Origin of the sequence: Pseudomonas sp. G34 (genome assembly GCF_031119625.1) — a bacterium.
Classification (GTDB): Bacteria; Pseudomonadota; Gammaproteobacteria; order Pseudomonadales; family Pseudomonadaceae; genus Aquipseudomonas.
This window is the reverse complement of the sequence record NZ_JAVHZV010000007.1, coordinates 30,721-55,877: the sequence shown is the minus strand read 5'-3', so window position 1 is coordinate 55,877 and position 25,157 is coordinate 30,721. Positions and strand designations below refer to the sequence as shown.

At 56.7% G+C, this 25,157-nt stretch carries 34 protein-coding genes and 3 tRNA genes; 14 read left to right on the top strand and 23 right to left on the bottom strand.

From position 1 onward, the window contains the following. The first annotated feature begins 163 nt into the window (after positions 1-163). The 9 genes from ispE to QYS36_RS03895 all read left to right on the top strand — a co-directional run bounded on the left by ispE (position 164) and on the right by QYS36_RS03895 (position 5,673). The gene (gene ispE / locus QYS36_RS03935; RefSeq protein WP_308838254.1) at positions 164-1,039 is read left to right on the top strand and encodes a 4-(cytidine 5'-diphospho)-2-C-methyl-D-erythritol kinase; all 876 of its coding nucleotides are present in this window, start codon (positions 164-166) and stop codon (positions 1,037-1,039) included. A 25-nt stretch (positions 1,040-1,064) separates the two neighbouring features. After that, positions 1,065-1,139 (top strand) — tRNA-Gln (locus tag QYS36_RS03930). Between the two features lie 59 nt (positions 1,140-1,198). Continuing rightward, positions 1,199-1,273 (top strand) — tRNA-Gln (locus tag QYS36_RS03925). A 44-nt stretch (positions 1,274-1,317) separates the two neighbouring features. Continuing rightward, a complete protein-coding gene (locus QYS36_RS03920) occupies positions 1,318-2,259 on the top strand; it encodes a ribose-phosphate pyrophosphokinase (protein ID WP_027906044.1) in 942 nt (313 codons plus the stop codon). A gap of 112 nt (positions 2,260-2,371) precedes the next feature. Next, the gene (locus QYS36_RS03915; RefSeq protein WP_308838253.1) at positions 2,372-2,998 is read left to right on the top strand and encodes a 50S ribosomal protein L25/general stress protein Ctc; all 627 of its coding nucleotides are present in this window, start codon (positions 2,372-2,374) and stop codon (positions 2,996-2,998) included. A 39-nt stretch (positions 2,999-3,037) separates the two neighbouring features. Then, the gene (pth, locus tag QYS36_RS03910) at positions 3,038-3,628 is read left to right on the top strand and encodes an aminoacyl-tRNA hydrolase (protein ID WP_192424077.1); all 591 of its coding nucleotides are present in this window, start codon (positions 3,038-3,040) and stop codon (positions 3,626-3,628) included. Positions 3,629-3,662: 34 nt separating this feature from the next. Then, positions 3,663-4,763: a redox-regulated ATPase YchF gene (gene ychF / locus QYS36_RS03905; RefSeq protein WP_308838252.1), complete on the top strand. Its 1,101-nt coding sequence runs from the start codon at positions 3,663-3,665 to the stop codon at positions 4,761-4,763. Between the two features lie 139 nt (positions 4,764-4,902). Then, on the top strand, positions 4,903-5,469 hold the full coding sequence (locus QYS36_RS03900; protein WP_308838251.1) for a cupin domain-containing protein: 567 nt from the start codon (positions 4,903-4,905) through the stop codon (positions 5,467-5,469). Positions 5,470-5,596: 127 nt separating this feature from the next. After that, a tRNA-Met gene (locus QYS36_RS03895) sits at positions 5,597-5,673 on the top strand. 63 nt (positions 5,674-5,736) lie between these two features. Here QYS36_RS03895 and QYS36_RS03890 read toward each other — a convergent pair. The 14 genes from QYS36_RS03890 to QYS36_RS03825 form a co-directional block, all read right to left on the bottom strand. Further along, positions 5,737-6,564, bottom strand: coding sequence for a hypothetical protein (locus QYS36_RS03890; protein ID WP_308838250.1), 828 nt, complete (start codon positions 6,562-6,564; stop codon positions 5,737-5,739). A 75-nt stretch (positions 6,565-6,639) separates the two neighbouring features. Next, a complete protein-coding gene (locus QYS36_RS03885) occupies positions 6,640-7,626 on the bottom strand; it encodes a tyrosine-type recombinase/integrase (protein ID WP_308838249.1) in 987 nt (328 codons plus the stop codon). Continuing rightward, the gene (locus tag QYS36_RS03880) at positions 7,623-8,906 is read right to left on the bottom strand and encodes a hypothetical protein (protein ID WP_308838248.1); all 1,284 of its coding nucleotides are present in this window, start codon (positions 8,904-8,906) and stop codon (positions 7,623-7,625) included. The genes QYS36_RS03885 and QYS36_RS03880 overlap by 4 nt, the downstream gene beginning before the upstream one ends. A gap of 63 nt (positions 8,907-8,969) precedes the next feature. Beyond that, positions 8,970-10,316 (bottom strand): secretin N-terminal domain-containing protein, encoded by a 1,347-nt coding sequence (locus QYS36_RS03875; RefSeq protein WP_308838247.1) that lies wholly within the window; start codon positions 10,314-10,316, stop codon positions 8,970-8,972. A gap of 6 nt (positions 10,317-10,322) precedes the next feature. Further along, positions 10,323-11,420: a zonular occludens toxin domain-containing protein gene (locus tag QYS36_RS03870; protein ID WP_308838246.1), complete on the bottom strand. Its 1,098-nt coding sequence runs from the start codon at positions 11,418-11,420 to the stop codon at positions 10,323-10,325. A 9-nt stretch (positions 11,421-11,429) separates the two neighbouring features. Next, complete coding sequence (locus QYS36_RS03865) at positions 11,430-11,810, bottom strand: hypothetical protein (protein WP_093505210.1); 381 nt, start codon at positions 11,808-11,810, stop codon at positions 11,430-11,432. Next, positions 11,810-13,225 (bottom strand): hypothetical protein, encoded by a 1,416-nt coding sequence (locus tag QYS36_RS03860; RefSeq protein WP_308838245.1) that lies wholly within the window; start codon positions 13,223-13,225, stop codon positions 11,810-11,812. The genes QYS36_RS03865 and QYS36_RS03860 overlap by 1 nt, the downstream gene beginning before the upstream one ends. Positions 13,226-13,245: 20 nt before the next feature. Further along, on the bottom strand, positions 13,246-13,548 hold the full coding sequence (locus QYS36_RS03855) for a hypothetical protein (protein ID WP_308838244.1): 303 nt from the start codon (positions 13,546-13,548) through the stop codon (positions 13,246-13,248). 284 nt (positions 13,549-13,832) lie between these two features. After that, positions 13,833-14,198 carry a hypothetical protein gene (locus QYS36_RS03850; RefSeq protein WP_308838243.1) on the bottom strand — a complete coding sequence of 122 codons (366 nt, stop codon included), beginning with the start codon at positions 14,196-14,198 and terminating at the stop codon, positions 13,833-13,835. Positions 14,199-14,476: 278 nt separating this feature from the next. Continuing rightward, positions 14,477-14,701 carry a hypothetical protein gene (locus QYS36_RS03845; protein ID WP_308838242.1) on the bottom strand — a complete coding sequence of 75 codons (225 nt, stop codon included), beginning with the start codon at positions 14,699-14,701 and terminating at the stop codon, positions 14,477-14,479. Further along, positions 14,691-14,888, bottom strand: coding sequence for a hypothetical protein (locus QYS36_RS03840; protein WP_308838241.1), 198 nt, complete (start codon positions 14,886-14,888; stop codon positions 14,691-14,693). Before QYS36_RS03840 ends, QYS36_RS03845 begins: the two co-directional genes overlap by 11 nt. Continuing rightward, positions 14,870-15,208 (bottom strand): DUF5447 family protein, encoded by a 339-nt coding sequence (locus tag QYS36_RS03835; RefSeq protein WP_308838240.1) that lies wholly within the window; start codon positions 15,206-15,208, stop codon positions 14,870-14,872. The genes QYS36_RS03840 and QYS36_RS03835 overlap by 19 nt, the downstream gene beginning before the upstream one ends. Positions 15,209-15,211: 3 nt before the next feature. Then, complete coding sequence (locus QYS36_RS03830; protein ID WP_308838239.1) at positions 15,212-15,448, bottom strand: hypothetical protein; 237 nt, start codon at positions 15,446-15,448, stop codon at positions 15,212-15,214. After that, the gene (locus tag QYS36_RS03825; RefSeq protein WP_192424053.1) at positions 15,441-15,713 is read right to left on the bottom strand and encodes a DNA-binding protein; all 273 of its coding nucleotides are present in this window, start codon (positions 15,711-15,713) and stop codon (positions 15,441-15,443) included. Before QYS36_RS03825 ends, QYS36_RS03830 begins: the two co-directional genes overlap by 8 nt. A gap of 589 nt (positions 15,714-16,302) precedes the next feature. Here QYS36_RS03825 and QYS36_RS03820 point away from each other — a divergent pair. Both QYS36_RS03820 and dprA read left to right on the top strand, forming a co-directional pair. After that, entirely contained in the window at positions 16,303-17,748 is a 1,446-nt protein-coding gene (locus tag QYS36_RS03820; RefSeq protein ID WP_308838238.1) for an HAD-IA family hydrolase, read from the top strand. Further along, positions 17,721-18,758, top strand: a complete 1,038-nt coding sequence (gene dprA, locus QYS36_RS03815; RefSeq protein WP_308838237.1) for a DNA-processing protein DprA — start codon at positions 17,721-17,723, stop codon at positions 18,756-18,758. Before QYS36_RS03820 ends, dprA begins: the two co-directional genes overlap by 28 nt. On the opposite strand, the gene QYS36_RS03810 is transcribed toward dprA, so the two are convergent. The 9 genes from QYS36_RS03810 to QYS36_RS03770 all read right to left on the bottom strand — a co-directional run bounded on the left by QYS36_RS03810 (position 18,750) and on the right by QYS36_RS03770 (position 23,172). Further along, entirely contained in the window at positions 18,750-19,643 is an 894-nt protein-coding gene (locus QYS36_RS03810; RefSeq protein WP_308838236.1) for a hypothetical protein, read from the bottom strand. The genes dprA and QYS36_RS03810 overlap by 9 nt on opposite strands. A gap of 404 nt (positions 19,644-20,047) precedes the next feature. Then, positions 20,048-20,362 carry a type II toxin-antitoxin system RelE/ParE family toxin gene (locus QYS36_RS03805; RefSeq protein ID WP_308838235.1) on the bottom strand — a complete coding sequence of 105 codons (315 nt, stop codon included), beginning with the start codon at positions 20,360-20,362 and terminating at the stop codon, positions 20,048-20,050. Then, positions 20,328-20,600, bottom strand: coding sequence for a type II toxin-antitoxin system Phd/YefM family antitoxin (locus QYS36_RS03800; RefSeq protein WP_308838514.1), 273 nt, complete (start codon positions 20,598-20,600; stop codon positions 20,328-20,330). Before QYS36_RS03800 ends, QYS36_RS03805 begins: the two co-directional genes overlap by 35 nt. A gap of 190 nt (positions 20,601-20,790) precedes the next feature. After that, on the bottom strand, positions 20,791-21,030 hold the full coding sequence (locus QYS36_RS03795; RefSeq protein WP_308838234.1) for a Fic family protein: 240 nt from the start codon (positions 21,028-21,030) through the stop codon (positions 20,791-20,793). A 114-nt stretch (positions 21,031-21,144) separates the two neighbouring features. Beyond that, entirely contained in the window at positions 21,145-21,432 is a 288-nt protein-coding gene (locus QYS36_RS03790) for a HigA family addiction module antitoxin (RefSeq protein ID WP_192424040.1), read from the bottom strand. Further along, positions 21,432-21,710, bottom strand: coding sequence for a type II toxin-antitoxin system RelE/ParE family toxin (locus QYS36_RS03785; protein ID WP_192424038.1), 279 nt, complete (start codon positions 21,708-21,710; stop codon positions 21,432-21,434). The genes QYS36_RS03790 and QYS36_RS03785 overlap by 1 nt, the downstream gene beginning before the upstream one ends. 252 nt (positions 21,711-21,962) lie before the next feature. Beyond that, complete coding sequence (locus QYS36_RS03780; RefSeq protein WP_192424036.1) at positions 21,963-22,133, bottom strand: YhfG family protein; 171 nt, start codon at positions 22,131-22,133, stop codon at positions 21,963-21,965. An 87-nt stretch (positions 22,134-22,220) separates the two neighbouring features. Further along, positions 22,221-22,496, bottom strand: coding sequence for a hypothetical protein (locus QYS36_RS03775; RefSeq protein WP_192424034.1), 276 nt, complete (start codon positions 22,494-22,496; stop codon positions 22,221-22,223). 286 nt (positions 22,497-22,782) lie between these two features. Further along, the gene (locus QYS36_RS03770; protein WP_308838233.1) at positions 22,783-23,172 is read right to left on the bottom strand and encodes a DUF3592 domain-containing protein; all 390 of its coding nucleotides are present in this window, start codon (positions 23,170-23,172) and stop codon (positions 22,783-22,785) included. 209 nt (positions 23,173-23,381) lie between these two features. On the opposite strand from QYS36_RS03770, the gene QYS36_RS03765 reads away from it, so the two are divergent. From QYS36_RS03765 to QYS36_RS03755, 3 genes are all read left to right on the top strand, one after another. Further along, positions 23,382-23,744 carry an RcnB family protein gene (locus QYS36_RS03765; RefSeq protein WP_308838232.1) on the top strand — a complete coding sequence of 121 codons (363 nt, stop codon included), beginning with the start codon at positions 23,382-23,384 and terminating at the stop codon, positions 23,742-23,744. Between the two features lie 118 nt (positions 23,745-23,862). Next, positions 23,863-24,297: a hypothetical protein gene (locus tag QYS36_RS03760; RefSeq protein WP_308838231.1), complete on the top strand. Its 435-nt coding sequence runs from the start codon at positions 23,863-23,865 to the stop codon at positions 24,295-24,297. A gap of 170 nt (positions 24,298-24,467) precedes the next feature. Then, positions 24,468-25,130 (top strand): DedA family protein, encoded by a 663-nt coding sequence (locus tag QYS36_RS03755; protein ID WP_308838230.1) that lies wholly within the window; start codon positions 24,468-24,470, stop codon positions 25,128-25,130. Positions 25,131-25,157: the final 27 nt, after the last annotated feature.

The window sequence follows — 25,157 nt, the reverse complement described above, 5'->3', positions numbered from 1 at the left end:
TTCCCGCATCGCGCTTTGCATACCAGCCATTCCCGCGCCGTAGCCTGCGATTGAGCGCAGCGATACCCAGGACGACCTCCCGGGTGTCGCCGCGCTCGACCCGAGCTACCGGCTGCGCTAGCCTGCGCGACTCTCTTACCCCCTCTTGCCAACCATTGCCGCCATGACCACAGACGCCATCCCCACTGACGCCGAGCTGACTCTGCCGGCGCCAGCCAAGCTCAACCTGATGCTGCACATCCTCGGTCGCCGCGACGACGGCTATCACGAGCTGCAGACCCTGTTCCAGTTTCTCGACCACGGCGACGAGCTGGGCTTCAGGCGCCGCGAAGACGGCGTGATCCGCCTGCACAGCGAAATCGACGGCGTGCCCCACGACAGCAACCTGATCGTGCGCGCCGCCAAACAATTACAGCAGCAGAGTGGTACGCGCCTGGGTGCGGATATCTGGCTGAACAAACGCCTGCCCATGGGCGGCGGCATCGGCGGCGGCAGCTCGGACGCCGCGACCACCCTGCTCGGCCTCGATCACCTCTGGCAACTGGGCTGGAGCGAGGATCGCCTGGCGGCCCTGGGCCTGAGCCTGGGCGCCGACGTGCCGGTATTCGTGCGCGGCCGCGCGGCCTTCGCCGAAGGCGTCGGCGAAAAACTCACCCCGGTGGAGCTGCCGGAGCCCTGGTTTCTCGTCGCCGTGCCGCAAGTGCTTGTCAGTACAGCAGAAGTTTTCTCCGACCCTGAGTTGACACGCGATACGCCGCCCATTAAAGTTCGCAGCCTTCTTGAGGGGGGTGGTCGTAATGACTGCCAGCCGGTCGTCGAGAAGCGTTACTCAGCTGTTCGTAACGCGCTGATCTTGCTGAACAAATTTGTTCCTACAAGATTGACCGGCACTGGAGCTTGTGTGTTTGGGAGCTTCCCAAACAGGGACGATGCTGATAAAGTCGCCCGCCAACTTCCAGCCACACTGCCAAGTTTTGTTGCGCAGGGTGCCAACGTTTCGATGTTGCACCGCAAGCTGCAAGAACTGGCCAGGAAGTGAATGCGTAGCATCGGTTATACGTTACAGGGGCGTCGCCAAGCGGTAAGGCACCAGGTTTTGATCCTGGCATGCGTTGGTTCGAATCCAGCCGCCCCTGCCATAACCACCCAAGGGTGGCTCGTACTACCGAATTGAGCAGCATTGCGTCACACACGATACAGGGGCGTCGCCAAGCGGTAAGGCACCAGGTTTTGATCCTGGCATGCGTTGGTTCGAATCCAGCCGCCCCTGCCATTTTTATACTCATCCAGGTTACCCTCAGCCGGCAGGTACTGCGCGTGTCCAAGATGATGGTCTTTACGGGGAACGCTAACCCCGATCTGGCGCGACGTATCGTTCGTCAGCTGCACATTCCCCTCGGTGATGCTTCTGTCGGTAAGTTCTCCGACGGCGAAATCATGATCGAAATCAACGAGAACGTCCGCGGTAAGGACGTTTTCCTGATTCAGCCGACGTGCGCGCCAACCAATGACAACCTGATGGAACTGGTGGTGATGGCCGACGCCTTCCGCCGCTCCTCAGCGACTCGAATCACTGCAGTCATCCCCTACTTCGGCTATGCCCGCCAGGATCGCCGTCCGCGTTCCGCCCGTGTGGCGATCAGCGCCAAAGTAGTGGCCGACATGCTCACCGTGGTAGGCATCGACCGGGTTCTCACCGTCGACCTGCACGCGGATCAGATTCAAGGCTTCTTCGATATTCCGGTCGACAACATCTACGGCTCGCCCGTACTGGTCGATGACATCGAAGATCAGCGCTTCGACAATCTGATGATCGTTTCCCCGGACATCGGCGGTGTGGTGCGTGCGCGCGCCGTCGCCAAGAGCCTGGGCGTCGATCTGGCGATCATCGACAAGCGCCGTGAAAAGGCCAACCACTCCGAAGTGATGCATATCATCGGTGACGTGGAAGGCCGTACCTGCATCCTGGTCGACGACATGGTCGACACCGCCGGCACCCTGTGCCACGCGGCCAAGGCTCTGAAGGAACACGGCGCTGCCAAGGTGTATGCCTATGCCACGCACCCGGTGCTGTCGGGTCGTGCCATCGAGAACATCGAGAACTCGGTACTGGACGAACTGGTGGTGACCAACACCATCCCGCTGTCCGCCGCCGCGCAATCCTGTTCGCGTATTCGTCAACTGGACATCGCGCCGGTTGTCGCTGAAGCGGTACGCCGCATCAGCAATGAAGAATCGATCAGTGCGATGTTCCGCTAACCCGGAACAGCCCTGACGAAACATGCCTGGCCACCTGGTCAGGCCTTTCACCGAACCGCCCCGCCGCTGGTCGCAAGCGTAACGGGCGGTTTGGTTATTCTGGAGAAGTGAAATGACTGCTGAATTTACCCTGAATGCCGAAGCGCGTTCCGACCTGGGGAAAGGTGCGAGCCGCCGCCTGCGTCGTAACGCCAGCCTGGTTCCTGCCGTAATCTACGGTGGCGACAAGGCTCCCCTGTCCATCAGCCTGGTTGCCAAGGATTTCGCCAAGCTGCTGGAAAACGAAGCAGCCTTCAGCCACGTGCTGAACCTGACCGTTGACGGCAAGAAAGAAAACGTTCTGATCAAGGCCCTGCAGCGCCATCCGGCCAAAGGCTTCGTTCTGCACGCTGACTTCATCCGCGTGGTTGCCGGCCAGAAACTGACCGCACACGTTCCGCTGCACTTCATCAACGAAGCTACCTCCGTTGGCGTCAAGCAGAAAGGCGGTGAAGTTCTGCACTCGCTGAACGAAGTCGAAGTCTCCTGCCTGCCGAAAGACCTGCCGGAGTTCATCGAAGTCGACTTCGCCAACGTTGATCTGGACCAGACCGTTCACCTGTCCGACATCAAACTGCCGAAAGGCGTTGAGCTGGTTGCCCTGGCCCACGGTAGCGATCTGCCGGTTGCCAGCGTTCACCTGCCGCGCGTTCGTGCAGAAGACGTAGCAGAAGGCGAAGGCGAAAGCACCGCCGAGTAATTCCGGCTCGCTACGCCTGCTTCAAGAAAGGGCTCCTGTATGACTGCCGTACAACTGATCGTTGGCCTGGGTAACCCGGGCCCCGAATACGACCAGACCCGGCACAATGCAGGGGCCCTTTTCGTTGAGCGCCTGGCGGACAGCCAGCGCGTCAACCTAAGCGTTGATCGCAAGTATTTTGGCCTGGTGGGCAAGTTCAATCACCAGGGCCGCGAAGTTCGTCTGCTCATCCCCACCACCTTCATGAACCGCAGCGGCCAGTCCGTGGCGGCGTTGGCGAATTTCTTCAAGCTCAAACCCGAAGAAATCCTGGTGGCCCACGACGAACTCGACATGCCTCCCGGCGTCGCCAAACTCAAACAGGGTGGCGGGCACGGCGGGCATAACGGGCTGCGCGACATCATCGCCCAGCTCGGCAACCAGAACAATTTCCACCGCCTGCGGCTTGGCATCGGCCATCCCGGGCATGCCAGCCTGGTCTCCAACTTCGTACTCGGCCGCGCGCCGCGTGGCGAACAGGAGCTGCTGGATACCAGCATCGGCTTCGCCCTCGACGTCCTCCCGGAGATACTCGCCGGTGACTGGACGGTGGCGATGCGCAAGCTGCACAGCCAGAAAGCCACACTCTAATTTCAGCTACCGCCATTGGCGCGAGGGATACACCATGGGATTCAATTGCGGCATCGTCGGCCTGCCCAACGTCGGCAAGTCCACCCTGTTCAATGCCCTCACCAAGTCCGGCATCGCTGCTGAGAACTTCCCGTTCTGCACCATCGAGCCGAACAGCGGCATCGTACCGATGCCCGACCCGCGCCTCGACGCCCTGGCCGAGATCGTCAAGCCGGAGCGGGTGATCCCCACCACCATGGAATTCGTCGACATCGCCGGCCTGGTCGCCGGCGCCTCGAAAGGCGAAGGGCTGGGCAACAAGTTCCTCGCCAACATCCGCGAGACCGACGCCATCGCCCACGTGGTGCGCTGCTTCGAGGATGAGAACGTCATTCACGTCGCCAACAGCGTCGACCCCAAGCGCGACATCGAGATCATCGACCTCGAACTGATCATGGCCGACCTCGACAGCTGCGAGAAGCAACTGCAGCGCGTCACCCGCACCGCCAAGGGCGGCGACAAGGAAGCCGTGGCACAGAAGGCGCTGCTGGAAAAACTCATCCCCCACTTCACCGAAGGCAAGCCGGCGCGCAGCCTGCTGAAAACCCTGGGTGACGACGAGAAGCGCCTGGCCAAGACCTTCCACCTGCTGACCACCAAGCCGGTGATGTACATCGCCAACGTCGCCGAAGACGGCTTCGAGAACAACCCGCTGCTCGACGTGGTGCAAGCCATCGCCGACGCCGAAGGCGCCATCGTGGTACCGGTGTGCAACAAGATCGAGGCCGAGATCGCCGAACTGGACGATCTCGAAGAAATGCAGATGTTCCTGGAAACCATGGGCATGACCGAGCCAGGCCTGAACCGTGTGATTCGCGCCGGCTACTCGATGCTCAACCTGCAGACCTACTTCACCGCTGGCGTGAAGGAAGTGCGCGCCTGGACCGTGAAGGTCGGCGCCACCGCGCCACAATCGGCTGCCGCGATCCACACCGACTTCGAAAAGGGCTTCATCCGCGCCGAAGTCATCGCCTATGACGACTTCATCCAGTACAAGGGCGAAGCCGGTGCCAAGGAAGCCGGCAAATGGCGCCTGGAAGGCAAGGAATACATCGTCAAGGACGGCGACGTGATGCACTTCCGCTTCAACGTCTAAGCCCGCCCTGCGCAACCCCAGGCCCCTCGAGAGCATGCTCTCGAGGGGTTTTGTTTTTGCAGGCCGGCAATAATCCAAACATCTGCCTGCGAACCCTCTCTATACAAGGTGAAGCCAATGCCTCGAGAGGGCGCATGCCATGGATATGTTTTCCCACCGCCTGATGCTGCACTACCTCGCCAACCTGGGCGAAGCCTCCGGCGACTTCTCTGCATCGCCACACAGCGATCACGCCTCGGCACACGTCGAACAACTGCTGCTGAACCGCAACGACTGGATGCCGAACAACAGCTGCCACCCTGTCCAGCTCTACCGGCAGGCGCTCAACGGCAAAGGCCTGCCCGACCCAGCCGGCACGCAGCAACTGTTCACGGCCCACGGCTGGCCTGCCCAGTGGGTAGACGGCATCTACCCCTACCACCACTACCACAGCAACGCCCACGAGGTGCTGGGCGTCATCCAGGGGCACGCGCGGCTGATGCTGGGTGGGCCTGGCGGCCAGGAGCTGAGCGTGCAGGCCGGTGACGTACTGGTGCTGCCCGCCGGCACCGGGCACTGCAACCTGGGCAGCAGTGACGACTTCCTGGTGGTAGGCGGCTATCCACAGGGGCAGCAACCGGATCTCTGCCGCAGCGCGCCAACCGACGAACAACAGCGCGCCATCGACCAGACGCCTTACCCTTCGACCGATCCCGTACTCGGTTAGCCAGCCGATTTCGCCCGACGCCAGGGCCGAAAGATTGGAAAAACAGCTAAGCGGTTGAAAGTCCGTAAATTTATTCTGCATCAGGGCTTGACACACTACCGGCAGATACGGAAAATGCGCGCCACTCGGCTACGTAGCTCAGCTGGTTAGAGCATAGCATTCATAATGCTGGGGTCCGGGGTTCAAGTCCCTGCGTAGCCACCAAACAAAACAAGGGTTTACCGAAAGGTAAGCCCTTTTTTGTTTGCGCCGGTGACTACAAAGTGACTACGGCGTGCCCACGGCTGGCATGCATGCACGAACAATGAACGATATTTCGTCGCCGTCCATACGCCCTACCAGAACATTGCCATCCCGCAGGAATGCGACCCTCTGCCCTTCCTCAATCTGGCAGCTCGTCTTCTGAAACATCTCAAAGTTGTACAAGAACCATCTGGTTTTGCTTTCAACGAACTCGCCATAAGCGGTGCTTTCGTCTTGAGAATACGAGTAGGCAAAGCTGAACACGGCTACCAGGCTAACCATCTGCACCAAGGCAGTGAGCCCTTTGTACCGAACAATCTGAGCGCCACCCTTGTACCAAGGGAACATCATGAGTCTGGACGCGTCATCAGGTAGCGTCTGGAACATAAAGAAAACCGTGAAAAACATGGTGCCAATAACAAGCGCGACAATGGCAATGAACAAGAGCAGGGGCGGCGCGACTAGCAGACTGGTGAAGGCAATCGTATGAGTGAATTGCCCTGGGTCTACACCGGTAACGCTATTGAGCACCTGCGTAGCGAGGGCAATCGCCAGATTAGTCCCAAAAGCAAACGAGCCTATATAGAACAGCTTGCCAAGCAGAGTCTCAGCGGTCTTTTTATAAAAACTCAACAGATCAGAAATCATGGCCATCCCCCAAAAAAGGACGGCCAGAGCTAGAAAGCTTTTTTTCAACTCCCAGTCGAAGGGCTTGAGCACTAAAAAGAGAATGAAAAGCGCGAAAGCATTCAGATAAGACTGTTGATTGGGCTGAAGGGACTTGTACGCTTCCCATGCCCGAGTACGGAGTCGTGCAAGCAAACTCCCTTCTGTCACATGCGACGTATCCATATTTGGCAGGCCAATTCCTTATGATGATATGAACGGTATTCATAAGGCATTGGAGCCAAGCAGCACAAGCAATCTTCACTTGAACACCCCACTCTGTACCAAAGGGGAGAGCCTTAAAGCGGACTTGAGGTGATCCGGCGATAGATGCGAATAGCGCATGGTCATCGCAATGGACGAATGCCCCAGGATGCGCTGCAGGCTGAGAATATCCCCTCCCCCCATCATGTAATGGCTGGCGAACGTGTGCCGCAGGATGTGGGTTAGTTGTCCCGGTGTGTGGAAACCGCAACGCTGGTAGGCACTACGGAACGCAGCCCTGCAGGGCATGAACAGTCGGCCAGATCCTGGCATGGCAACCGATAGCGCAGCCTCTTCAACTTCCTTGGGGATCGGCACCGACCGGGACTGACGATTCTTTGTCCGGTGGAAGTGCGCTTTGCCGCCAAACAGGCTAGCGCGAGTCAGACTTTCGGCCTCATCCCAGCGGGCACCAGTGGCCAAGCAAATCAGAGCGACCGGGTAGGTATGGTTGTTGGTCGACTTGCGGCATTCATCAAGCAACAGGCCGACTTGATCCAGGGTCAGAAACGTTAGCTCGGTCTGGTCGGTCTTGATCTGACGGATCTTGGCCAGCGGGTTAACGCCATGCCATGCGCCAAGGCGGATCAGCTCGGAGAAAACAGCCGATAGGTAGCGCTGTTCATGATTAACCGTGTGGGGCGAAACGTCCTTGAGACGAGCCTGCCGATAGCGAGCCCAGGCGAGCGCATCGAACTGAGAGGCCAGAGGGTTACCGAGGCGTTCAACGACAGCCAGAGTGCGAGAGAGTCGGCCCTTCACGTCCTTCAGGCTGCTGCCGTGCAGTGAGTGCCATAGGTTCACCAGATCGGAAAGGCGATCATCGATTGGCCTGCCAGTGTCCTGCAGCGAGGCGAAGTAATCCGACTCATAGCGCTGGGCTGCAGCCTTGGTCTTGAAGCCCTTCTTGCGGATACGGCGCCCTGCCCGGCCATTCTCATAGAAATCAGCCGTCCAGGTGGTGCCGTCTTTGCGTGCCGTCATACTGCCCTACCCCACCGCACGTGACGTTCCTGCAGCAGATCCTTGATGTGCTTATAGAGATCGTCCTGGGTCATGTCTTTGGCGGCGTAGTGATCGCGGATGACCGGCCAGCAGTCCCATTGCTGCAGGGTCTTAAACGCCTTTTTTGCGCCCACCTTTTCCCTTGCCAGCAGGCTTACGAAGTTTCCCAGGAACAGCTCCACGTTCTTGCCGGAGAAGCCACGCGAGGTCTTGTAGTACCGCTTGTATTCGGTGTCATCGAGCAGGGAGTCCACCGGCAGATCGACGCGCACGTCATCACGGATCAGCGTCCAGAGCGGATCGAAATAGCCAGGGCGAGCGAGCAGCTTGAATTGGCGTAGGCCATAACGCCACAGGCCGTCCAGATGCCCCGCGAAGGCGGCAAAGGAGCTGGTGTCGATCAGGGCACCGGACTTGAGGTCGATAGAGCCGCTGGCGAACTGCTGGATGACCGAATGGTGATAGCGCAGCTCTACGCGCCACACGTCAGCGTCTGGGTCGTAGTTGTCCGGGTCTTGCGGGTCGAAGCTGTCGCGACGCTTCCATACGCTTTCCCAGTAGTCGAGCTTGTCGGTTGCCCGTGCCTGTTGCGTCTTGTTGTAGATGGCCAATTGCACGCCACTGGCAGAACCGAACATGAAGGTTTCGCCACGACCGTAGGTGCTGGATTTGGTGGTCCAGTTGATTTCGTTGATGCCGGAAATATCGCGTTGAGTACGTGCACGGCAGTGCATGCGGGCCACCAGATCCACGGGCGGTTTCCAGCCCTGCAGATCCAGGGCGAGGTGGACGGCGCACTGGTTGATTTCACGATGGGTCAGGACGGCCGAGGCGTAATAGTCCATGCGGTCTTGCAGGCGCTCAGGCGACAGGGCGTCGATGGCATGGGGCGAGACTTCGATTTTCAGGTGGGCGCCGATGGCGTCGATCTTGGCGTTGAAGTTCTTCACCAGCAGGATGATGCCGAGGTCAGCGTTCTGGAGCTTGTACTGGTAACCAGAGTCCTTGCTGACACGGCCTGAGTGCCAGATCTGGCCAGCAAATTCGACCATGGTGCCGGGCTTCTCGAATAGGCACATGATGTCCGGGCGGATCAGCCCCCGATACAACTGGCGCACAGTATCGACGCCACAGCGAAGCAGGCGTACACCCGATAGATCGACGAAACCCGAACAGCCGGGATCGACGAAAAGCCGGCTTGTGTCGCTTACCAGACCCGTTTCGATATCTAGCCGGGTGAAATCCTTTGCTCTGCTCATTTGTGTATCACTCTGGTTTTGTCTGGTTATCTACGTACGTTTATCTGACGTGTTACAGGGACGTCACCGGGCGCCCGTCGCGCGCCCGGCGGTGTCACGGGCTGCGCCCAAACCACCGCCGGGCAGCGCGCCGAACGAAAGATCCATCCACGGCCCCGCATCAGCCGGCATCAGCTCGTTGTGATTCAGGGCCTGTATTCGGGCGGTTATGAGCACCACGAGGTTGGTGGTGCGTACGCGGTTGGATTCATAGCGGAAGGCGCGCCCCAGGTACGGGATATCGCCCAGGATCGGCACCGAGCTGACAGAGCGGTCGGTCTGTGTGGATCGCAGCCCGCCGAGCATTACCCCTTGGCCATCCTTGAGCTGCACCTTTGTGAGGATGCGACGCGTGTTGGTGATGATGTCGGCGGCGGTGTTGTCGTCCGAGACGCTAGAGGCGGACTGACTGACCTGCAGTTCTATCGCGTCGGATGGGGTGATAAAGGGCGTGACCTGCAGGGTTACCCCAACATCCTGGCGCACAATGGTTTGAAACGGATCTGATGCCGGTGTGGAGCCGCTGGTGGTCTGGCCGGTGATAAAGGGAACGTTCTGGCCGACGACGATGGAAGCGGGCTCACGGTTGAGGGTCAGAAGCTGGGGCGTGGATAAGAGGTTGCTGGTGGAGCTGGAGCGCACCGCCTGCAGGAAGGCCGAGATAGTTGGCCCGGAGAACGTGAGGCTGAAGCCCAGGTCGGAGCGATCCGAAGAACGGATGGTGCGGCCCGACAGATCGAGGCGGTTAGAGCCTGCAGCAGCATTCAGGCCCAGGGCTTCGAAGTCATTATCCGACAGCTCAGCCACCACCGCGGTGATCTGCACTTGGCGCCGCGGCCGGTCGATTTCAGTCACCACCTCTTTGATAGCGTCGAGCTGGGGCCGCGTGGCAGTGACGATCAGGGCGTTCGAGGTGGGCGATGGTGTGACGAGTACTTGGCCGGTGGTACTGGCCTCGTTGGTGCGGTCGGCGCGGGAGGCCAGCACATCACGAACGGACTGTTCGGCAAAGTCGGACTGCAGGTGCTGCAGCTGAATCACCTCAGTGACCAGGACGGGCGATTCCTGAATCGGTTGCGCGCTGATGCGGATCGCGTTGGGGCTTTTGGAGTAGTGAAAGCCCGAGGACAGGACGGCGTTTTCCAGTAACTGTTCCAGTTCCTGGGGGCCATCGAAGGTAGCGAAGATGGAGATTGGCGCGGAGCGGATATCAGAGCCGACGACCACCGATTTATTCAGCATCACAGCGGCCCACTCTACGAAGTCCTGCAGGGTGGAGTCGTAGAGTTCGATCTTTTCCACTGCAGCGCGGGCCAGGGTTGAAGTGAGTGCGAGCGGCAGCAGTGCCAGGGAGAGCCAGCAACGTTTCATGGCCGATTACCTGTAGACGGTGAGAGAGTCGGTGCCACGCAGCAACCGCACTTCTCGCGGCCCCCGTGGGTCGATGGTGATAGCGCGGGACAGCAGATCCTCGGAGCGAATGCGCTTGCCGTCGGGATCAACGAACACGTAGCGGGCCTGCCCGGACATAAGCCCATAGGAGGCGATGCGCAGGCCGGCGAATTCGTCTTCAAGGGTGGCTTTCTTTTGCTCTGGCTCAGCGGCTTGTACCTGTACGGCCGCGCTTGGGTAGCGAATCCAGGCAATGGCCGAAAACACCGGCAGCGAGACAAACAGGGTGATCAGGCCGCCCAGGAAAAAGGCGTTCACCACCCGAGTGCGGCGGAAGAAGATTTTGGTAGTGCGCATGAGAAACCCCAGGTCGCGAGGTGATGCAGGAAGGCGGCGACGCCAGTAGCCGGGCGGGAGCATGGAGTACGAGCCTTTGTCGTAGTCCTTGTTGTATTCCTGGGTGGTGTCGTAATAGCTGTAGAACTCTTTGCCTTGATAGAACCAGTCTTCCACTTTGGGCGAGTTGAATTTGGCGCCGTATTTGACGATGGCTTGATGCAGCTTTGGCAGGTTTCCCTTCCAGATCCCGAGCGTGAGAATGCGACCCGGCAGACGGAACACAAACGGGATCTTCAGCTTGTCCCAGCGATTGATGTACACCACGTGCTCAGCGATGGATTCGCGGATCTGCTTATCGATGACGTTGACGTTTTGCACGCACAACCACAGATCCCAGCGGCGTTTGCGCAGAAACAGGAAAAACTTCAGCAGGTCGGTTCGGCCGCCTGAATTCCAGTCGCGGGAGTTGAGCCACACGCCGGCTTCGTCGAGGAAGATCCCGCCGAATTTCTCTTCGTCGTAGGTCTCATGGCCGAAGCCCAGGCCGACCAGATCTTCAGCCGATGGCAGGTCAGGCAGGCGGACAAGGCGCGAGTATTTGTTATCGGCCCGGCAGAGCTTGTCCATCTTCACATCGACGTTGACGGCGACGCGGCGGCGGGCCTTGAGGTATTCAAGAATCTTGAGAATGCACAGCAGGGTTTTGCCAGCACCCAGCTTGCCGGTAACGATATAGACGGCCACGGGTGATCCTCAGGTGTGGATAAACTTTTCGGTGAGGCGGTGTGCCCACATGAAAATCAGCGACTGCAGCCGGGCGAACAGCAAAATGGTGATGCCCGCGCTGAGGTTGGAAGGCAGAAACATGCGGCCGAAACTGATCAGGTCGGGCGCCATAGCATTCACCAACCCACCGGCAATGCCGTTGATAGCGGCGGCAAAGGCCATCAGCAGAACGCCGATGGCGGCGATAATCGCGAGGAACAAGACGACCTTGCGAAAGAACTTGGTGATGAACTCGAAAAACGGCGCAATCAGCGGCGTGATAAAGGCCAGCAACCAACCATTGAGGCGTTTGAACAGGTTGGGGAAGAACTTGCCCAGCCAACCGGTAATCCAGCGAAGCCCGAACATCAGAAGCCTCCTTTCTCAGCTTTAGCGTTTTCCAGCCGAAGACCGGCATAGGCGATGCGCCACACTCCGATAAGGGTGAGCATCCAGATGATCCACTCGAGCAATGGCTTGATACGGCTCAGCTCGCAGGCGTCTAGGCGCAGGTTGGTGTGCAGCCTGTCGGCATCGATTTTTATGTCGAAGGGCGAGCACGAGGTGCTACGAGGCAATACGCCATCTATGAGGTAGATGGCCTTATAGGCCGCCGTGCCGGGGCCAAACCACTCGTTGTTAACGATGTTGGAGATGTCCGACAGGGTGGAAATGTCAGAGGCTTCCTGAGCCGCGAGCGTGTCCGTCATGCCCTGTCCGAAGGCACCCGCGAGATTGCCGGCGAGCCCTGCAGCGGCTTCGCCAATGCTGGATTCATCGCCTTCACCTTCGCCGTCGTACTTCTCGCCCAGAACATCCTCAGCAAACTCTTTGAAGGCATCGCCCAGGTTGCCCAGCGCCTTGCTGATGCCATCGAGCAGGCTGTTCGTCTTGTCGATTTTCGGGCCGAGCTTTTCTTTGTCGCCGTCACCGTCACCACCGGGCGTGCCTGGCTCTCCGTCGCCATCGCCGGAGCCGTCACCATCGCCACCGTCGCCAGGGTTATTGGGGTCAGTTGGGTCGGTGGGGTTGGTCGGGCCGGTGGGATCAGTTGGCGGGCAGACTTCGCCCGTGGACGGATCGCAGACCTTTGGCGGATCTTTTACGCAGGTAGTGCCAGACCAGCTGTAGCCGGGGCCGCAAGTCGGTGGTGGATCGGTAGGGTCTGTTGGCTCAGTGGGATCGGTTGGCGTGGTCGGGTCAGTGGGTTCACTAGGATCTTTCGGCGGTGTGCCAATACCGGAAGGAGTGTCACCGCTTTCGCAGACCTGACCGTTGTAGGTGGCAAGGCCCCAGCACGCGGAAACGCCTTGATCATTAGTGCCGCACTCGCCAGACCATGCCGCGCGGCAACCTTGGTTACAGATGTATTCGCCAGGAAGGCTAGAGCCACCGTTAGGAACGTTGGCGAAGAAGCTGAAGCGCTGGCCCGCTAGAGGCTCGCAAGCATTTGGAGGTGGCGAGCATTCACCAGCCTGCGCATTAAGAACACTGCCAGGCTCAGGGCAAGAGTCGCCAGACCTAGAGATAGTGTAAAACTCTTCACGCCAGTTAATACCATTGACTATGACGCAACGAAGGTCGCCGTCACCAATATTACGAACAGAAGGTGAAGTAGCATTAGGGTACCAATTAGCAAATATGGTGCATGAAGCTGACGCCGATGAAGCTCGCGACGGAGCATATCCACCCGTTGTCCATTGATAATCCTCAGCAAAAACAAACTGCCCCCACCCCATAAGGGTGAGAGCAAGCAGCAGGCGGAGGCCGAAAGCCGTACGCATCAGTCGACCCCCAACCCTGTTTAGGCGCCCGCAGCGCTGAACACGCGACCGGCGATTTTGAACAGGGCCACACCACCACGGATGACGCCGAACAGCACGGCACCGGCAGCCATCAGGGTGCCGAACGCGAGTGCCAGATCGGTGAAGACTTCCAGCAGCTCAGGCGGGACGGTGATTGCAGCATTGGCGGAACCGGCAGTCAGCGAGGCCGCACCGGCAGTGATCAGAGCGAGCGATTTGCCGCCCAGTGCTTTACCGACACTGGTCTCGTTCTGTACGAGCTGGCTGCCACGAATGGCAGCTTCTTTTTTGCTTTGGTACATGAGTTGTTTCCTCAGTTGGTTGAAGCGTCGACGATTTCCTTCCAGCCCAGCCGGAAGGCCCCCCAGGACACGCCAATCCCGAGAGCACCCACAAAGAGCCCAGCGATAACGAGGTACTGCCCCCAGGTGAAAGCCATAAACCGTTACCTCTGGTGCCCGTGGATAAGGCCAAGGGCGGCGATCATCACCACGCCTTGAATGAACTGCAGGGCCCAGAGATCACCGAGGGTGACGTTGGCCAAATAGGCTTCGATTCCCATGCGGTGTGCTCCAGGCGATCAGGGTTAGGCTTTGGCCGGGTCGGCAGGCTTGCCGGTGTTGGCAGCAGGCGCCGGGCTTGCAGTGGTGCGGGCTTTGGAATCGACGGACTCGATATGCAGGCAGCGGTTGTTGCCCTTCTGCTTACCGGCACGAGCCACCTCAAAGGTGATGCGGACTTTTTCGAGCGGGTCGAACTTGGCACCGGCGGCGAATACTTCGTCGGCTACTTCCAAGGGAACATCCATGCTGACGATGGACAGGCCGTTTTCGGTTTCGCCGTCCGGTTCATCGCCGTAGAACACTTTCACGATTTTCACGTCATTGCCGTTTTGGCTGAACGCAAGTTTCTGAGTGCTCAGGAATGCAACTTCCATAGTCGAACGTGCCATTGGGTATTTCCTCTTTAAGTTGCGCGTTATTGCGCGATTTAGTCTTTTGCAGGCCGAACGATGCCGCGCAACTAAAGCGGTATATTTCGCTATAGTTACCGGAGAACTCGACTTGCTAAGGGTTTACGGGTGTATTTATACGCGACTTGCTAGTGATAATTCCGTGGATAGGCAAATATCATATTGCTGTGAAACAGTGCGGATTAATGTGGGTTTAACGATTACTTCAAACCCCCTGTTATTACTTCAACCTATCAACACCAAGGGCCTTGCCCTTGTCATCCCATTTCGCCACCGTCGCCCGCGACTGGCGGTGCTTGCGGTGAACTGGCCGGGTGATCGCGTTGGCCAGTCACGGACGCCGGAGGCGACTGATTCGGCTGCCCACCACGGCGCGGGCAAAACTCACGGCGCAGCAGTAAGAAAGCGAACAGCAGGCCGAGGGTCACGAAGCAGATGACCAACAGGCAGTACGTGATCACAACGAACAGCTCAGGCGACATACACCACTCCATGAACAACCGGGCCTTGTAGGGCCATGACGATTTCTTGCCATTCCTGAACGTCCCAGCGTTCGGGAATGCCCTTTTGGTCGGCAGCGTCCTGTTGGATCTGTGCGCGGGCAAGCTGCTGGCTGGCCAACGGCAACAGCTCAGCGGCTTGGGCGACGGTCAGGACGATGCCGGGCATTGCTCAGACTCCAGCTCGAACAGATCCCAGCGCGGGACGTAGGGCGTTGGCTTGCCGATGTTTTCCACCACGTACCAGTAACGAGGCGGGCGCGGGGTTGGTGAGTGCTGGGGACAGGTAAAGCCCGAGACCCAGCGATACGTATTGCTCACGTGCAGCCAGTGCCCGTTCACCAGTCGCATTTGGCCAACGACCGGAAAACAGCGAACGGGGCGGCATTGGGCGCAGGGTTGCGACAGGCTGATAGGCCCCAGTCTTTTGACATAGCAGACAGAGCAGTCGCAGTCCGGCCTGTGGGGCTGGTGCAGGTACTTTTGCATTGATCATCTGCCCTCCCCCATGGCTATGCGGAAACCGATAGCGATTGCACCGATAGAAGCGGCGACGATTGCGGCGATGGCCTGTACAGGCACATCGACGACCAGTGCCCAAAGACTTTTGAACAGGTGGCTAAACAGCACACAGAAGGCGACGTAAGCCGAGAGCCAGAACAGCCAGACGCAGAGGTCTTTGAATTGCTGAACAGAAAACAGGGCGGGTACTTTAGAGGGCTTAGTCATCGCCGTAGTCCCCTGCACAGAACACGGTCTTACCGCGTTCCATATCACGGCGGATGCGGTGCAGGTTGATAACGCGGTGACGGCCAATCTTGGCGGTCGGGACGGTGCCGGATTCTATCCAGCCGCGTACGACGTCTTCAGTAATCACGTCGATGCCAAGCAGCTTGGCGAACACGTGCTTTGAGCAAAACGGCGCGTCACGCAGGTCGTTGACGCGCTCCGGGTTTCCCTGTGTGTCGAACCCCACTATTCCAGACTGTTCCATGCAAAGCCCCTATAATCCTTCGATCATCACATCGGTATATGTGGAATATTTCCACTAATCGAGTGGAATAATACCACCTCGCTTGAGTTGTGGAATATTTCAACGAAGAGTTTTTTTAGATCTTTATGGAATCAACACAGGATCGCGTTAGACACTTTATGTCAGTGATGGGACATCGTGAGGTAGGCGAAGCCACTGGCCTAAAGGAAGAAAGGTGCAAGACCATCCGCTATGACAAGCGGGCGAACCTACGCACCAACGAACTGGACTTGATAGCACGTTGCTACCCTGAGTACTCTCTGTGGCTAAGGACAGGGATGACTTCTCCAGAGACCGGCCAGATTGACCCTGATTATGCTGAGGCAAGCAGAAACTTGACCGGTCAAAGCGCGGGATAGCGATCACAAAAGAAGTTGTTAGGCGCTGGTACGCCCGAAGGAATGATGACCGATAGCGCGAGAGCCTTCTCGGCCTCAAGTCCCCTGCCCCTAAGTAAATAGAAAGCATAGAAACTCATACATACACGGCACGACTAGTCGTGGGAGTGCACATGCGAAAAATGGATCAAAACTAATAATGAGAGGGAAGCATGATAACGGCAGTGCTATTTGACCTAGACAACACTATCGCTAACACCGATTCACTGAAAGTCATACGTGAAACTGGCATGTATGATCTTCTTACAGAAAAAAAACTGAGTAACATCTCTATCTACCCAGAATGTTTAGAGCTTCTCAATGTTTTAGTAGAGAAAAAAATAAAGCTGGGAGTTGTGACGAACTCTGGAAGACGCTACGCAGAAAAAATACTTGCACACCTAAACTTAGACATATTTGAAACTGTAGTTACATATACAGATGTAAAAGCGGAGGGCATGAAACCCTCTCCCGAGGGTATCAACCTGGCACTGCGCGCCTTAAAACTTAAAGCTGGGGATGACATATTCTATGTAGGGGACGATTACATAGACATAGTCGCAGCTTATCGCGCAGGAGTGCAACCAATTGTTCCAGGCTGGGGAAATGGAAAGCCAATTTCGCAAATGCCAGCCGCGGTCATGACTGCAAAGCATCTAATTGACGAACTAGACACCCCGGAAGAAATAAAGCTAATCGCTGAAAAATGTGCAGAACTATCAACGTTCAATTTCATGAAAAAGAGGCTTTATTTTGCGCCTTTAGACTTGTCATCGAACGTAGTGACCCTGAGAGATGATTTAAAAGTCTTATGCTTTGGCAGATACTTCAGCCAAAAAAGTTTAATTACATCACGTCTACACGATGCGCATAAGCTGTCATTAGACATATTCAAAAAAGAGCTTGACCCAAACTTTACAGCTCCAGAATACTGGGTGGAGCTATTTGCACACTGCGTCGAAAAGATACCAGAATACATTTTCAAGAAGAAAAAGCATTTTGACATTATTACGGTGATACCTGCCAAACAGGAAAAATTTAAACGCCTTGAAGAGATGCTTGGCAGAGTAGAAGCAGCGACAAGTTGCGAATCTGAATTTATAGACGACATCCTGTGGTTCATCGAGGGGGCTAATAGCCTCAAAACTCTGCCATTAGAAGGCCGCTCGGCAGAGATTAGTGAAACGCTCCAAATCAACCAAGAACGACTAGACGACATTCGCGGCAAGACGATTCTAGTGATTGATGACGTAATGACAACCGGGGCAACATTTGCCAGGGCATATGAATTACTAATGTCGCACGGCGCAAGCCAAGTTATAGGTGTTACTTTAGCAAAAACAGTCAGTATTACCGATACACAAAAAGAGTGCCCAGCGTGTGGGCGAACAATGCGAATAAACAAAAACAAGGCTACAAATATACGATTTTGGGGCTGCACAGGCTATAATGACGAAATAAACAAATGTAAGCACTCGGAACCAATTGAAGTAAAAAAATGTCCTAAATGCGCAAGATCCATGCATCGAAAAATGAATAAGCGCAAAAACAAGCCATTCCTTTCTTGCGAAGGATGGAACATGGACCCTAAGTGCAGCTACTCAGAGAATATAAATTAATGGAATTTTCTGCCAAAACAGAAAAAACATTATTTCTTAGCGCCCTCCCTGGAGTTGGCGCTAAGACCCTCCTATCGTTAAAGAAATTAGATCTCGAAATATTCAACACCCCGACAAAAGAACTTTTAAGCTTTTTGCCCATGATAAAAAAGAAAATGGGGCATGATGACTTATTAAAAGCTGAAGAATATGCGAAAAGGAATATCGACAAAGCGCATGAAATGGGGCACAAAATACTCACAATTTTTGACCACGACTATCCAGAGTTACTAGAAAACATCCCTGATGCCCCCCCTATACTTTTTTGTTCAGGTAATACTGAAATTTTGAATAAAAAAAGTCTTGCGATCATTGGTACTAGAGAACCGACAGAGCATGGGGCAGTAATTGCAGAACGTGTAACAGCTTGGTTTACTGAGCGAGGATGGACAATCGTTAGTGGATTAGCAAAAGGAATCGACTCAATCGCCCATAAAACATGTTTAGAAAATAACGGAAAAACAGCGGCAGTTCTTGCTCATGGATTAGAGAAAGTCTACCCTGCAGAGAACAAAGCCCTGGCGACTGAAATAACTATGACTGGTGGGCTGCTCGTATCGGAATACGCGTACAACACCCCTACTTTTAAAACGAACTTCGTACAAAGGGATCGCGTGCAGGCGGCGCTATCAGCTGCAGTAACATTGATACAAACTGATATCAAAGGCGGAAGCCTGCATGCTTCGAAAGCAGCTCTCAAATATAAAAGAAATCTCATAGTAGTAGGACAGAGTCAATACGACATAGAGACTCAGGCTACAAAGTCACAAGGAAACCTGAGGCTTCTGAGCGAAGGGAAAGGTGCTTTCCTAGACCTCTTCAACGACAGTAAACTTGAAGAAGAGTTACTCATCAAAATGTTTAGCAAGAGGGAATATGAGAGCGCAGAAAGAAAAGTTATCGAGACATTAGCCTTGAGCACTTGCGCCCCCAACATTCAAACAATGAGCCGATCAACAGCTCTAATTTAGTTTGTTATTTTTTTTTGTAAACGCCTCAATGGCTTGCTGACTAAAAGCTGGGGGCAAGGCTTTAGCTTTCTCCTGATTCTGTAAGTATGTTGCAAACTTACCTTTATCGATATAAACCTCTCTGAACCACTTCCTAAATTCACCTAGGGCAGCTTCTGGGTAGCACCATGGCTCCTGCGGATTTGCCGCTGCCTGCGGATAGTAATCCGGAAAGTTGTGTTCATATTTAATACGCGGGCCGAAAACCTGCTCTAAATTGTTACCAGTCCAATGGCCACTCCAGATGCGACCGACACTTATGTCAGGAACAAACTTCTCGTCTGTATAAAGCCCGTTCTGCCCAAGCGTGACAATCATGTCTGCAATTTCCTTGAAGATACCAAAGTATCCGTTTGGAACAGAGTTATAGACCAAAGAAACGCGGTCATGATACTTCTGCCATTGCTGATCAATTCGCTGGTTTGGGTCATACCCAACTTGAGCATAGACAAACTCTTGAAAACCGCGCCCAGCCAAGGTCCGGAAGTGCTGAAGAGCAATTGCGCTATCGCTTTGAGATGCGTCAAAGGCGTAATATTCAAGAACAGCTAAGCAAACAGCTCCAGTCCAATAGGTATTACCGTCGACTTGGATATAAGGCGAAGCAAGACTTAGCGATCTCTGCTCTAATATCTGCTTAATTTTAGTAATTCTTGGCCGCTGAACATCCTCAAGCCACTCAGCCCCCATACGGACAATCGTAGAGCTCTCAACGCCGCAGAGTCGTGCCAAGCCCCGGCTAGTCAAATATGGCGTGCCGTCGGTCAAGACCCCCATGCCTACGCCGTCAATTTCGACTTCTTTCTCTACATGAAGATCTAAATTACCTTGAACCGGAAAATTCATACCTAACCTCCCTGCCATCATATCGACAGCATGAAGATACCCGGACGGAAATTGGGTGTAAAGGCATGAGATGCCCGATAACGGTGCTGAGAAGCGGTTAGCAGCAGCTAGGCGATTGGTGACTACGAGGCCAGTTATCTCTGAAAAGCTATGCAGATTCGTGGGTTAGAAACCCCGAAGGACGTGAGTTTCTGGCTCGCTCTGTAACAGCAGGTAGCAAATCAAGAGATTCATAATGCTGGGGTCCGGGGTTCAAGTCCCTGCGTAGCCACCAAACAAAACAAGGGTTTTCCGAAAGGTAAGCCTTTTTTTCTTTCCGCTATTTTTAAAGCACAGAATCTGCTCGCCACGAAACCAGAACGGTTCTAGCCGGGTGCGGTGGGCCGTGTATGCCTCGAAGCTACTTACAAACGCTTGGTAGCACTGCCATAAACCTTGCTTCGCTCCCGCTTACCGACAGCGATCACGGTGACAACCAGACGGTTGTCGATCACTTCATACACCAGGCGGTAACCAATAGAGCGCAGCTTGATCTTGTAGCAGTTGGGCATAGACCGAAGCCTGTCGGCTTCGACCCTGGGATTCTCGAGACGCTCCTTGAGCTTCTTGGCGAACTGCAACTGAATGGTGTTGCCAAGCTTGCCCCACTCCTTGAGTGCCTGGGCGTTGAACTCCAGGGCGTAGCTAGTCGGCTCCGCCGGCTTGCGCGATGAGGTCATCGATATCTACTCGAACGGTGGATTCACCACGCCGCTCACGTACGACTTCAGCCAGACGCAAATCATCAATCAGCTCCAGCATGGCCTCGTAGCGTGCAGGGGGCACGGCATAGAACGCTGGCTCATTTCGATTGAGGATCACGACCGTTTCGCCACCGCCTTCACGAATGGTGCCCATTGGGTCTTTTTTAAGGTCTGTCACTGACGCCGCAACGTCAGCCAGCACCGCGTATGTCATCGCCATAGCCACCTGTTCTCGCTATCGTTAGGGCCTGATCTCTATGTTACTGGCCACCCCAAAGGCCTCAATGGGGCCAATCTGAGCTGTCTTCTTTACCGGCCGAGCTATCGCAAGCAGGACTTTTCTTCATAAGTTAGTGTACGAACACGGGTTAAGCAGGTGCAAAATAGCACGCTAAAAAGCACTTTTAAAAGCACCACCAGTCAATCTGATGGCCGGCGTTGATGATCAGGTGTTCGAACAGAATTCGCTGAGCCCGGCCATTACCGTCACGAAACCGGTGGATGATATTCAGATCGCCGTGCAGTTCTGCAGCGGCCACAACCAGGGCTGACCGAGCCACTGCTTCGAACCCGCCAGCTGAAGCTACTAGCCTGAACAACTTGGTGGATTCAGCCTCGATACGGGTCACATTGCAGAAATGCATTCCGCCTTTCGAGATATCAACAGGGCGCAATTCCCCCGCCAATCGTAGACATCGCCGGGGGCGGGCCCAAAGGGAAGGTTGCGCTTAAGGCTGGAGTCTTCAGCCTTGACCCGCTCATGTAAATGCCAGCCTTCCAACCTGCTGCAGGTCTACATGTTGGCGGGCATTCCACAAGTCGTAAGCATCCTGCATGGCTAGCCAGCTTTCAGGCGAGCGACCAAGCGCTATCGAGAGGCGCAGGGCCATTTCCGGCGTCACACGGCTAGTGCCCTTGAGTACACGGCTTAGGGTCGAGGGGGCTACCCGCAGCTTTTCGGCCAGCTCACGTCCGCTAATACCGTTCGGCGCCAAGTAAATATCGGTGATGAATTCACCGGGATGGGGCGGGTTGTGCATGTTCATCAGTGATAATCCTCATAGTCCAGGACATAAGCGTTTCCGTCGCGAAACTCGAACGTCAGCCGCCAGTTGCCGTTCACCATGATCGACCAGCGCCCACGCATTTCCCCCCTGAGTGGATGCAGGCGGAAGCCAGGGATATCCATGTCGTCTACCGTCATGGCTGTATCCAAGGCTGCCAGCTGCATCCGTAGCCGCTTGGCATGGGCTGCTTGTACGCCCGCCGTGCTGCCCGTTTCGAAGAGCTTGCGTAGCCCTTTGTGCTGGAAAGATTTAATCATTGGCGAAGCCTAGCATGTTGCGCAACACGCAACAAAATTAGGTTTCCAAGGTGCGTCTTGGCGGCCGATTCGTGAAGGGTTATGACATCGAAGAAAGACTAGAAACCCCGTTTTTACTGGCTCCCAGTGCCTACAACGGGAGGTGGCGCTGTTCACGATGCTGGGGCCCGGGGTTCAGGCCAAAACGCTTGCAAAGAACATCGGTGCCTGGGTAACAGTAAGTGTCCTGACCGACAGCGTACTTGTCGAGAATCAGGTCTGGCTAGACCGCGCAGCCTTCAAAGCGGCCTCACGGGTCGGGAGCTTACGCTCGGCATCGGTCTGGGTCGTGTTGAACCCTTCGAGACGCAGGCTGGCCGCGTAGTTCGAGCGGCGGGTCTTGGCGCAGTAAGCCTTCTTGGCTTGCAGAGGTACACCAGTCATGGGATTACCTCCTTGGTTTCGCCAGCGCTGATTAGACCGAATACTGGAGGCCATGAGCCGGCCAGCATAAGACCAAGTCGCTCGTGACTAGATCACCAGAAACCCCGCCACGATCAGCGCCGCAACCGTCACCACGCCGAGGATAAGCAGTATCCGGCTGGTGCTGGTGTTTTCACGGCTGTCGATCAACTGCTGGGCTTGCAGTTGCAGGTAGGGAGGCACGGTACTCAGTTTGAGTGGCCGCTGTATGCGCAGCACATTGCCGCCCTTGGGGCCGGGCTTGGCGCTGAAGTTGTCCCAGGAAGCGTTTTGCCCCCGCTGTCGGCGGCCTTCGCGCCACCACTCTCGGTCTTCCGGTCCCATGATCTCGCCCTCCTGGCTGGTGATGATCTGTCTGCCTGATCATCAGAGCTGCATCGGCAGCTGCAAGTTCAGTGTACAGCCGTAAACCGGTTCGTGCGGCCTGATAGGCATACCGTCAATCGACGGGAAATCGACCCGCAAGGCCAAGGCCTGCGGCGTGACGATCGGCAAGCCCGTGGCTGTAGCCGACCGTGCAGCCACTATGCCGCTGCGTCGCGCAGCTTTATTGGACGTATGTGCTCAGATGGTCGTAGCCGCCCCGCAGAGCGGCTGGAGGGTGAGCGGCTCAGTTGAGCAGCAGCTCGACCAGCAGGAACAGCCCGGCAATGCCGCACAGCAGCACGCCCAGCCAGAAGAACGAGGCGCCGCGCTGCACCGGGGTATCGATCACCGCCCGCTTGGGGAACGTCGGGTCGTAGCGCACCGGCACCGGATCGCCTTTACGGTAGTGGCGCCAGCTGCTCATGCTGCTCTCGTGCATGTGCAGGTTGCCTTCGGCGTCGCGCCATTCGAAACGTGGGTAACGGCTCGGCGTGCTCAGCCCCCAGTCGCTGGCGATGATCCGCCCTTGCGCACACAACCAGTTGCGGCTGACACGACGCCGGGAAAGGCCGATGCCCATGAGTACGGCGCCGACGCAGCCGAATACCAGGGCAAGAAAAACGGGAATAGGCATGACTCACTCGAATCGGGAACTTGAATAGATAGTGCCGCCCCGCAGCCTGAAGGTTCATGGAAAAAAGCTGCCGTTCGGCGGCGTGCGCCAAAGGGCCGCTGGCAACGCGGTATAACAAGACGACAGGCCGTTGGGGGGCAAAAATTTAGGTTGAGTTTTCCGCAACCTGTCCCTGTCCATTGATATGGACACGGATTAAGGAGAGTCACATGAAAACCACGCCTACCCTCAGCATCTTGTTCGGCGCCCTGTTGGCCAGCGGCCTGGCCCATGCGGCCGACCCGAAAGAGCAGGAACCCGCCCGTGAGGCCTATCAGGATCAGGTGCTCAAGCAGCAACCCAAGCAGGAAGATCCGCAAGCCAAGGATCCGATGCACATCGGTGATCTCGAGGAAGGCACCCCGGCACCGCACAAGTACTGGCGTGACGACTACGCGATCAAGGACCTGAAAAAGCACAACCTGCCGGAGCCCGAAGACAAGGAACACGAGCACTGGGTGAAGATCGGTACCGACTACGTGTTGCTGAACAACAACACCGGCACCATCCAACGCATCATCAAGGGCAAGTAAGCGCTCTGGCACGCGGTGCCGACACGTAAATAAAGCTCAACGGCGCCGCGCAAGTGGCTATCATTCACGCAGGTGCCGCCATGACTCGTGTCGGTTCTTTCTCCTCTAGGGATGGATGATGAAAGTTTCAGCAAGCAAACCCAAAAGCCCGCGCAGCGAGTTCGCGCGTAGCGCCCTGGCGGTTGCCGTTGGCGCCGCGCTGGCGTATGGGGGTGCCCACCTGTTCGCCCGCCTGGTGCCGCAGCAGGCGGCACCGACCACCATCAAGGTCGCCCCGGCAGCAACGCCGCCGGTCGCTCCCGTCGAGCCGGTGGCAGCGGGCGAAGATCCCTGGTGGCGCGGTGATGCCGAGTTTTGGCAGGAGCAGGCGCGCCTGAACAGCGCAGCTGTGGCGCCGCAGTACCGTGAGCTGCAATTTGCCTGGTCCGAGCGCATGGCCGCGCTTGCCAAACAGCGCGCCCAGCAGGACGGCAACAAGCGCGACCCCGCGACCTTGCAGGCCAAGGACGCGCAAACCACCGAGCTGCATATCCAGCCACGCGTCAAGCCATAGCCGCGGCCACGCTCCCCCCCACGTTCATCGCCCCCCTCCCCGCCGTAGGGAACGCTTGCCATGCCGCAGGCTCAAACCTCAGCCTCGCGCCTTTGCATGCCACTGCGCGCATACCGCCCCCAAGCATCCTGCCCGATGGACAGCGGGCTGCCCTATCGTTGGAGCCTTTGATGGAATTCATTCACCTGGTTATCGATTTCATTCTGCATATCGACCAGCACCTGGCGGCCCTGACCGCCCAATACGGCACCTGGATCTACGCGATCCTGTTCCTGATCATCTTTTGCGAAACCGGCCTGGTGGTCACGCCCTTCCTGCCGGGTGACTCCTTGCTGTTCGTGGCCGGCGCCATCGCCGTGCACGGTGCCATGAACGTGCACCTGCTGGTGGCGCTGCTGATCACCGCGGCGATACTTGGCGACGCGCTGAACTACACCATTGGCCGCTTCATGGGCCAACGGCTGTTCCGCAACCCCGACTCCAAGCTGTTTCGTCGGCGCCACCTGGAAATCACCCAGCAGTTCTATGCCCGCCATGGCGGCAAGACCATCATCCTCGCGCGCTTCGTGCCGATCGTGCGCACCTTCGCGCCCTTCGTCGCCGGCATGGGCCACATGAGTTACGCCCATTTCGCCGCCTACAACGTGGTCGGCGCGATCCTCTGGGTCACCCTGTTCACCTACGGCGGCTACTTCTTCGGCAACCTGCCGGCGGTGCAGAGCAACTTGCACTACCTGATCATCGGCATCATCGTGGTGTCGATCCTGCCGGGGCTGATCCAGCTGGTCCGCCACAAGATGAGCAGCGCGACCAGGGTGCAGACGCCGCAGTAACCGATCGGCAGACATGAAAAAGCCCCG

Excerpts from the sequence above, each read along its gene's own strand:
- QYS36_RS03850 (WP_308838243.1), bottom strand. The coding sequence starts at position 14,198 with ATGGCACGTTCGACTATGGAAGTTGCATTCCTGAGCACTCAGAAACTT.
- QYS36_RS03885 (WP_308838249.1), bottom strand. The coding sequence starts at position 7,626 with ATGACGGCACGCAAAGACGGCACCACCTGGACGGCTGATTTCTATGAG.
- QYS36_RS03780 (WP_192424036.1), bottom strand. The coding sequence starts at position 22,133 with ATGACTGGTGTACCTCTGCAAGCCAAGAAGGCTTACTGCGCCAAGACC.
- QYS36_RS03830 (WP_308838239.1), bottom strand. The coding sequence starts at position 15,448 with ATGACTAAGCCCTCTAAAGTACCCGCCCTGTTTTCTGTTCAGCAATTC.
- QYS36_RS03810 (WP_308838236.1), bottom strand. The coding sequence starts at position 19,643 with ATGAATTTTCCGGTTCAAGGTAATTTAGATCTTCATGTAGAGAAAGAA.
- QYS36_RS03800 (WP_308838514.1), bottom strand. The coding sequence starts at position 20,600 with ATGACATACGCGGTGCTGGCTGACGTTGCGGCGTCAGTGACAGACCTT.
- pth (WP_192424077.1), top strand. The coding sequence starts at position 3,038 with ATGACTGCCGTACAACTGATCGTTGGCCTGGGTAACCCGGGCCCCGAA.
- QYS36_RS03770 (WP_308838233.1), bottom strand. The coding sequence starts at position 23,172 with ATGCCTATTCCCGTTTTTCTTGCCCTGGTATTCGGCTGCGTCGGCGCC.
- QYS36_RS03840 (WP_308838241.1), bottom strand. The coding sequence starts at position 14,888 with ATGCCCGGCATCGTCCTGACCGTCGCCCAAGCCGCTGAGCTGTTGCCG.
- QYS36_RS03835 (WP_308838240.1), bottom strand. The coding sequence starts at position 15,208 with ATGCAAAAGTACCTGCACCAGCCCCACAGGCCGGACTGCGACTGCTCT.
- QYS36_RS03845 (WP_308838242.1), bottom strand. The coding sequence starts at position 14,701 with ATGTCGCCTGAGCTGTTCGTTGTGATCACGTACTGCCTGTTGGTCATC.
- QYS36_RS03805 (WP_308838235.1), bottom strand. The coding sequence starts at position 20,362 with ATGACCTCATCGCGCAAGCCGGCGGAGCCGACTAGCTACGCCCTGGAG.
- QYS36_RS03795 (WP_308838234.1), bottom strand. The coding sequence starts at position 21,030 with ATGCATTTCTGCAATGTGACCCGTATCGAGGCTGAATCCACCAAGTTG.
- QYS36_RS03790 (WP_192424040.1), bottom strand. The coding sequence starts at position 21,432 with ATGAACATGCACAACCCGCCCCATCCCGGTGAATTCATCACCGATATT.
- QYS36_RS03775 (WP_192424034.1), bottom strand. The coding sequence starts at position 22,496 with ATGGGACCGGAAGACCGAGAGTGGTGGCGCGAAGGCCGCCGACAGCGG.
- QYS36_RS03755 (WP_308838230.1), top strand. The coding sequence starts at position 24,468 with ATGGAATTCATTCACCTGGTTATCGATTTCATTCTGCATATCGACCAG.
- QYS36_RS03915 (WP_308838253.1), top strand. The coding sequence starts at position 2,372 with ATGACTGCTGAATTTACCCTGAATGCCGAAGCGCGTTCCGACCTGGGG.
- QYS36_RS03860 (WP_308838245.1), bottom strand. The coding sequence starts at position 13,225 with ATGCGTACGGCTTTCGGCCTCCGCCTGCTGCTTGCTCTCACCCTTATG.
- QYS36_RS03760 (WP_308838231.1), top strand. The coding sequence starts at position 23,863 with ATGAAAGTTTCAGCAAGCAAACCCAAAAGCCCGCGCAGCGAGTTCGCG.
- QYS36_RS03875 (WP_308838247.1), bottom strand. The coding sequence starts at position 10,316 with ATGAAACGTTGCTGGCTCTCCCTGGCACTGCTGCCGCTCGCACTCACT.
- QYS36_RS03890 (WP_308838250.1), bottom strand. The coding sequence starts at position 6,564 with ATGGATACGTCGCATGTGACAGAAGGGAGTTTGCTTGCACGACTCCGT.
- ispE (WP_308838254.1), top strand. The coding sequence starts at position 164 with ATGACCACAGACGCCATCCCCACTGACGCCGAGCTGACTCTGCCGGCG.
- QYS36_RS03825 (WP_192424053.1), bottom strand. The coding sequence starts at position 15,713 with ATGGAACAGTCTGGAATAGTGGGGTTCGACACACAGGGAAACCCGGAG.
- QYS36_RS03765 (WP_308838232.1), top strand. The coding sequence starts at position 23,382 with ATGAAAACCACGCCTACCCTCAGCATCTTGTTCGGCGCCCTGTTGGCC.
- QYS36_RS03855 (WP_308838244.1), bottom strand. The coding sequence starts at position 13,548 with ATGTACCAAAGCAAAAAAGAAGCTGCCATTCGTGGCAGCCAGCTCGTA.
- QYS36_RS03820 (WP_308838238.1), top strand. The coding sequence starts at position 16,303 with ATGATAACGGCAGTGCTATTTGACCTAGACAACACTATCGCTAACACC.
- QYS36_RS03880 (WP_308838248.1), bottom strand. The coding sequence starts at position 8,906 with ATGAGCAGAGCAAAGGATTTCACCCGGCTAGATATCGAAACGGGTCTG.
- QYS36_RS03900 (WP_308838251.1), top strand. The coding sequence starts at position 4,903 with ATGGATATGTTTTCCCACCGCCTGATGCTGCACTACCTCGCCAACCTG.
- QYS36_RS03785 (WP_192424038.1), bottom strand. The coding sequence starts at position 21,710 with ATGATTAAATCTTTCCAGCACAAAGGGCTACGCAAGCTCTTCGAAACG.
- ychF (WP_308838252.1), top strand. The coding sequence starts at position 3,663 with ATGGGATTCAATTGCGGCATCGTCGGCCTGCCCAACGTCGGCAAGTCC.
- QYS36_RS03865 (WP_093505210.1), bottom strand. The coding sequence starts at position 11,810 with ATGTTCGGGCTTCGCTGGATTACCGGTTGGCTGGGCAAGTTCTTCCCC.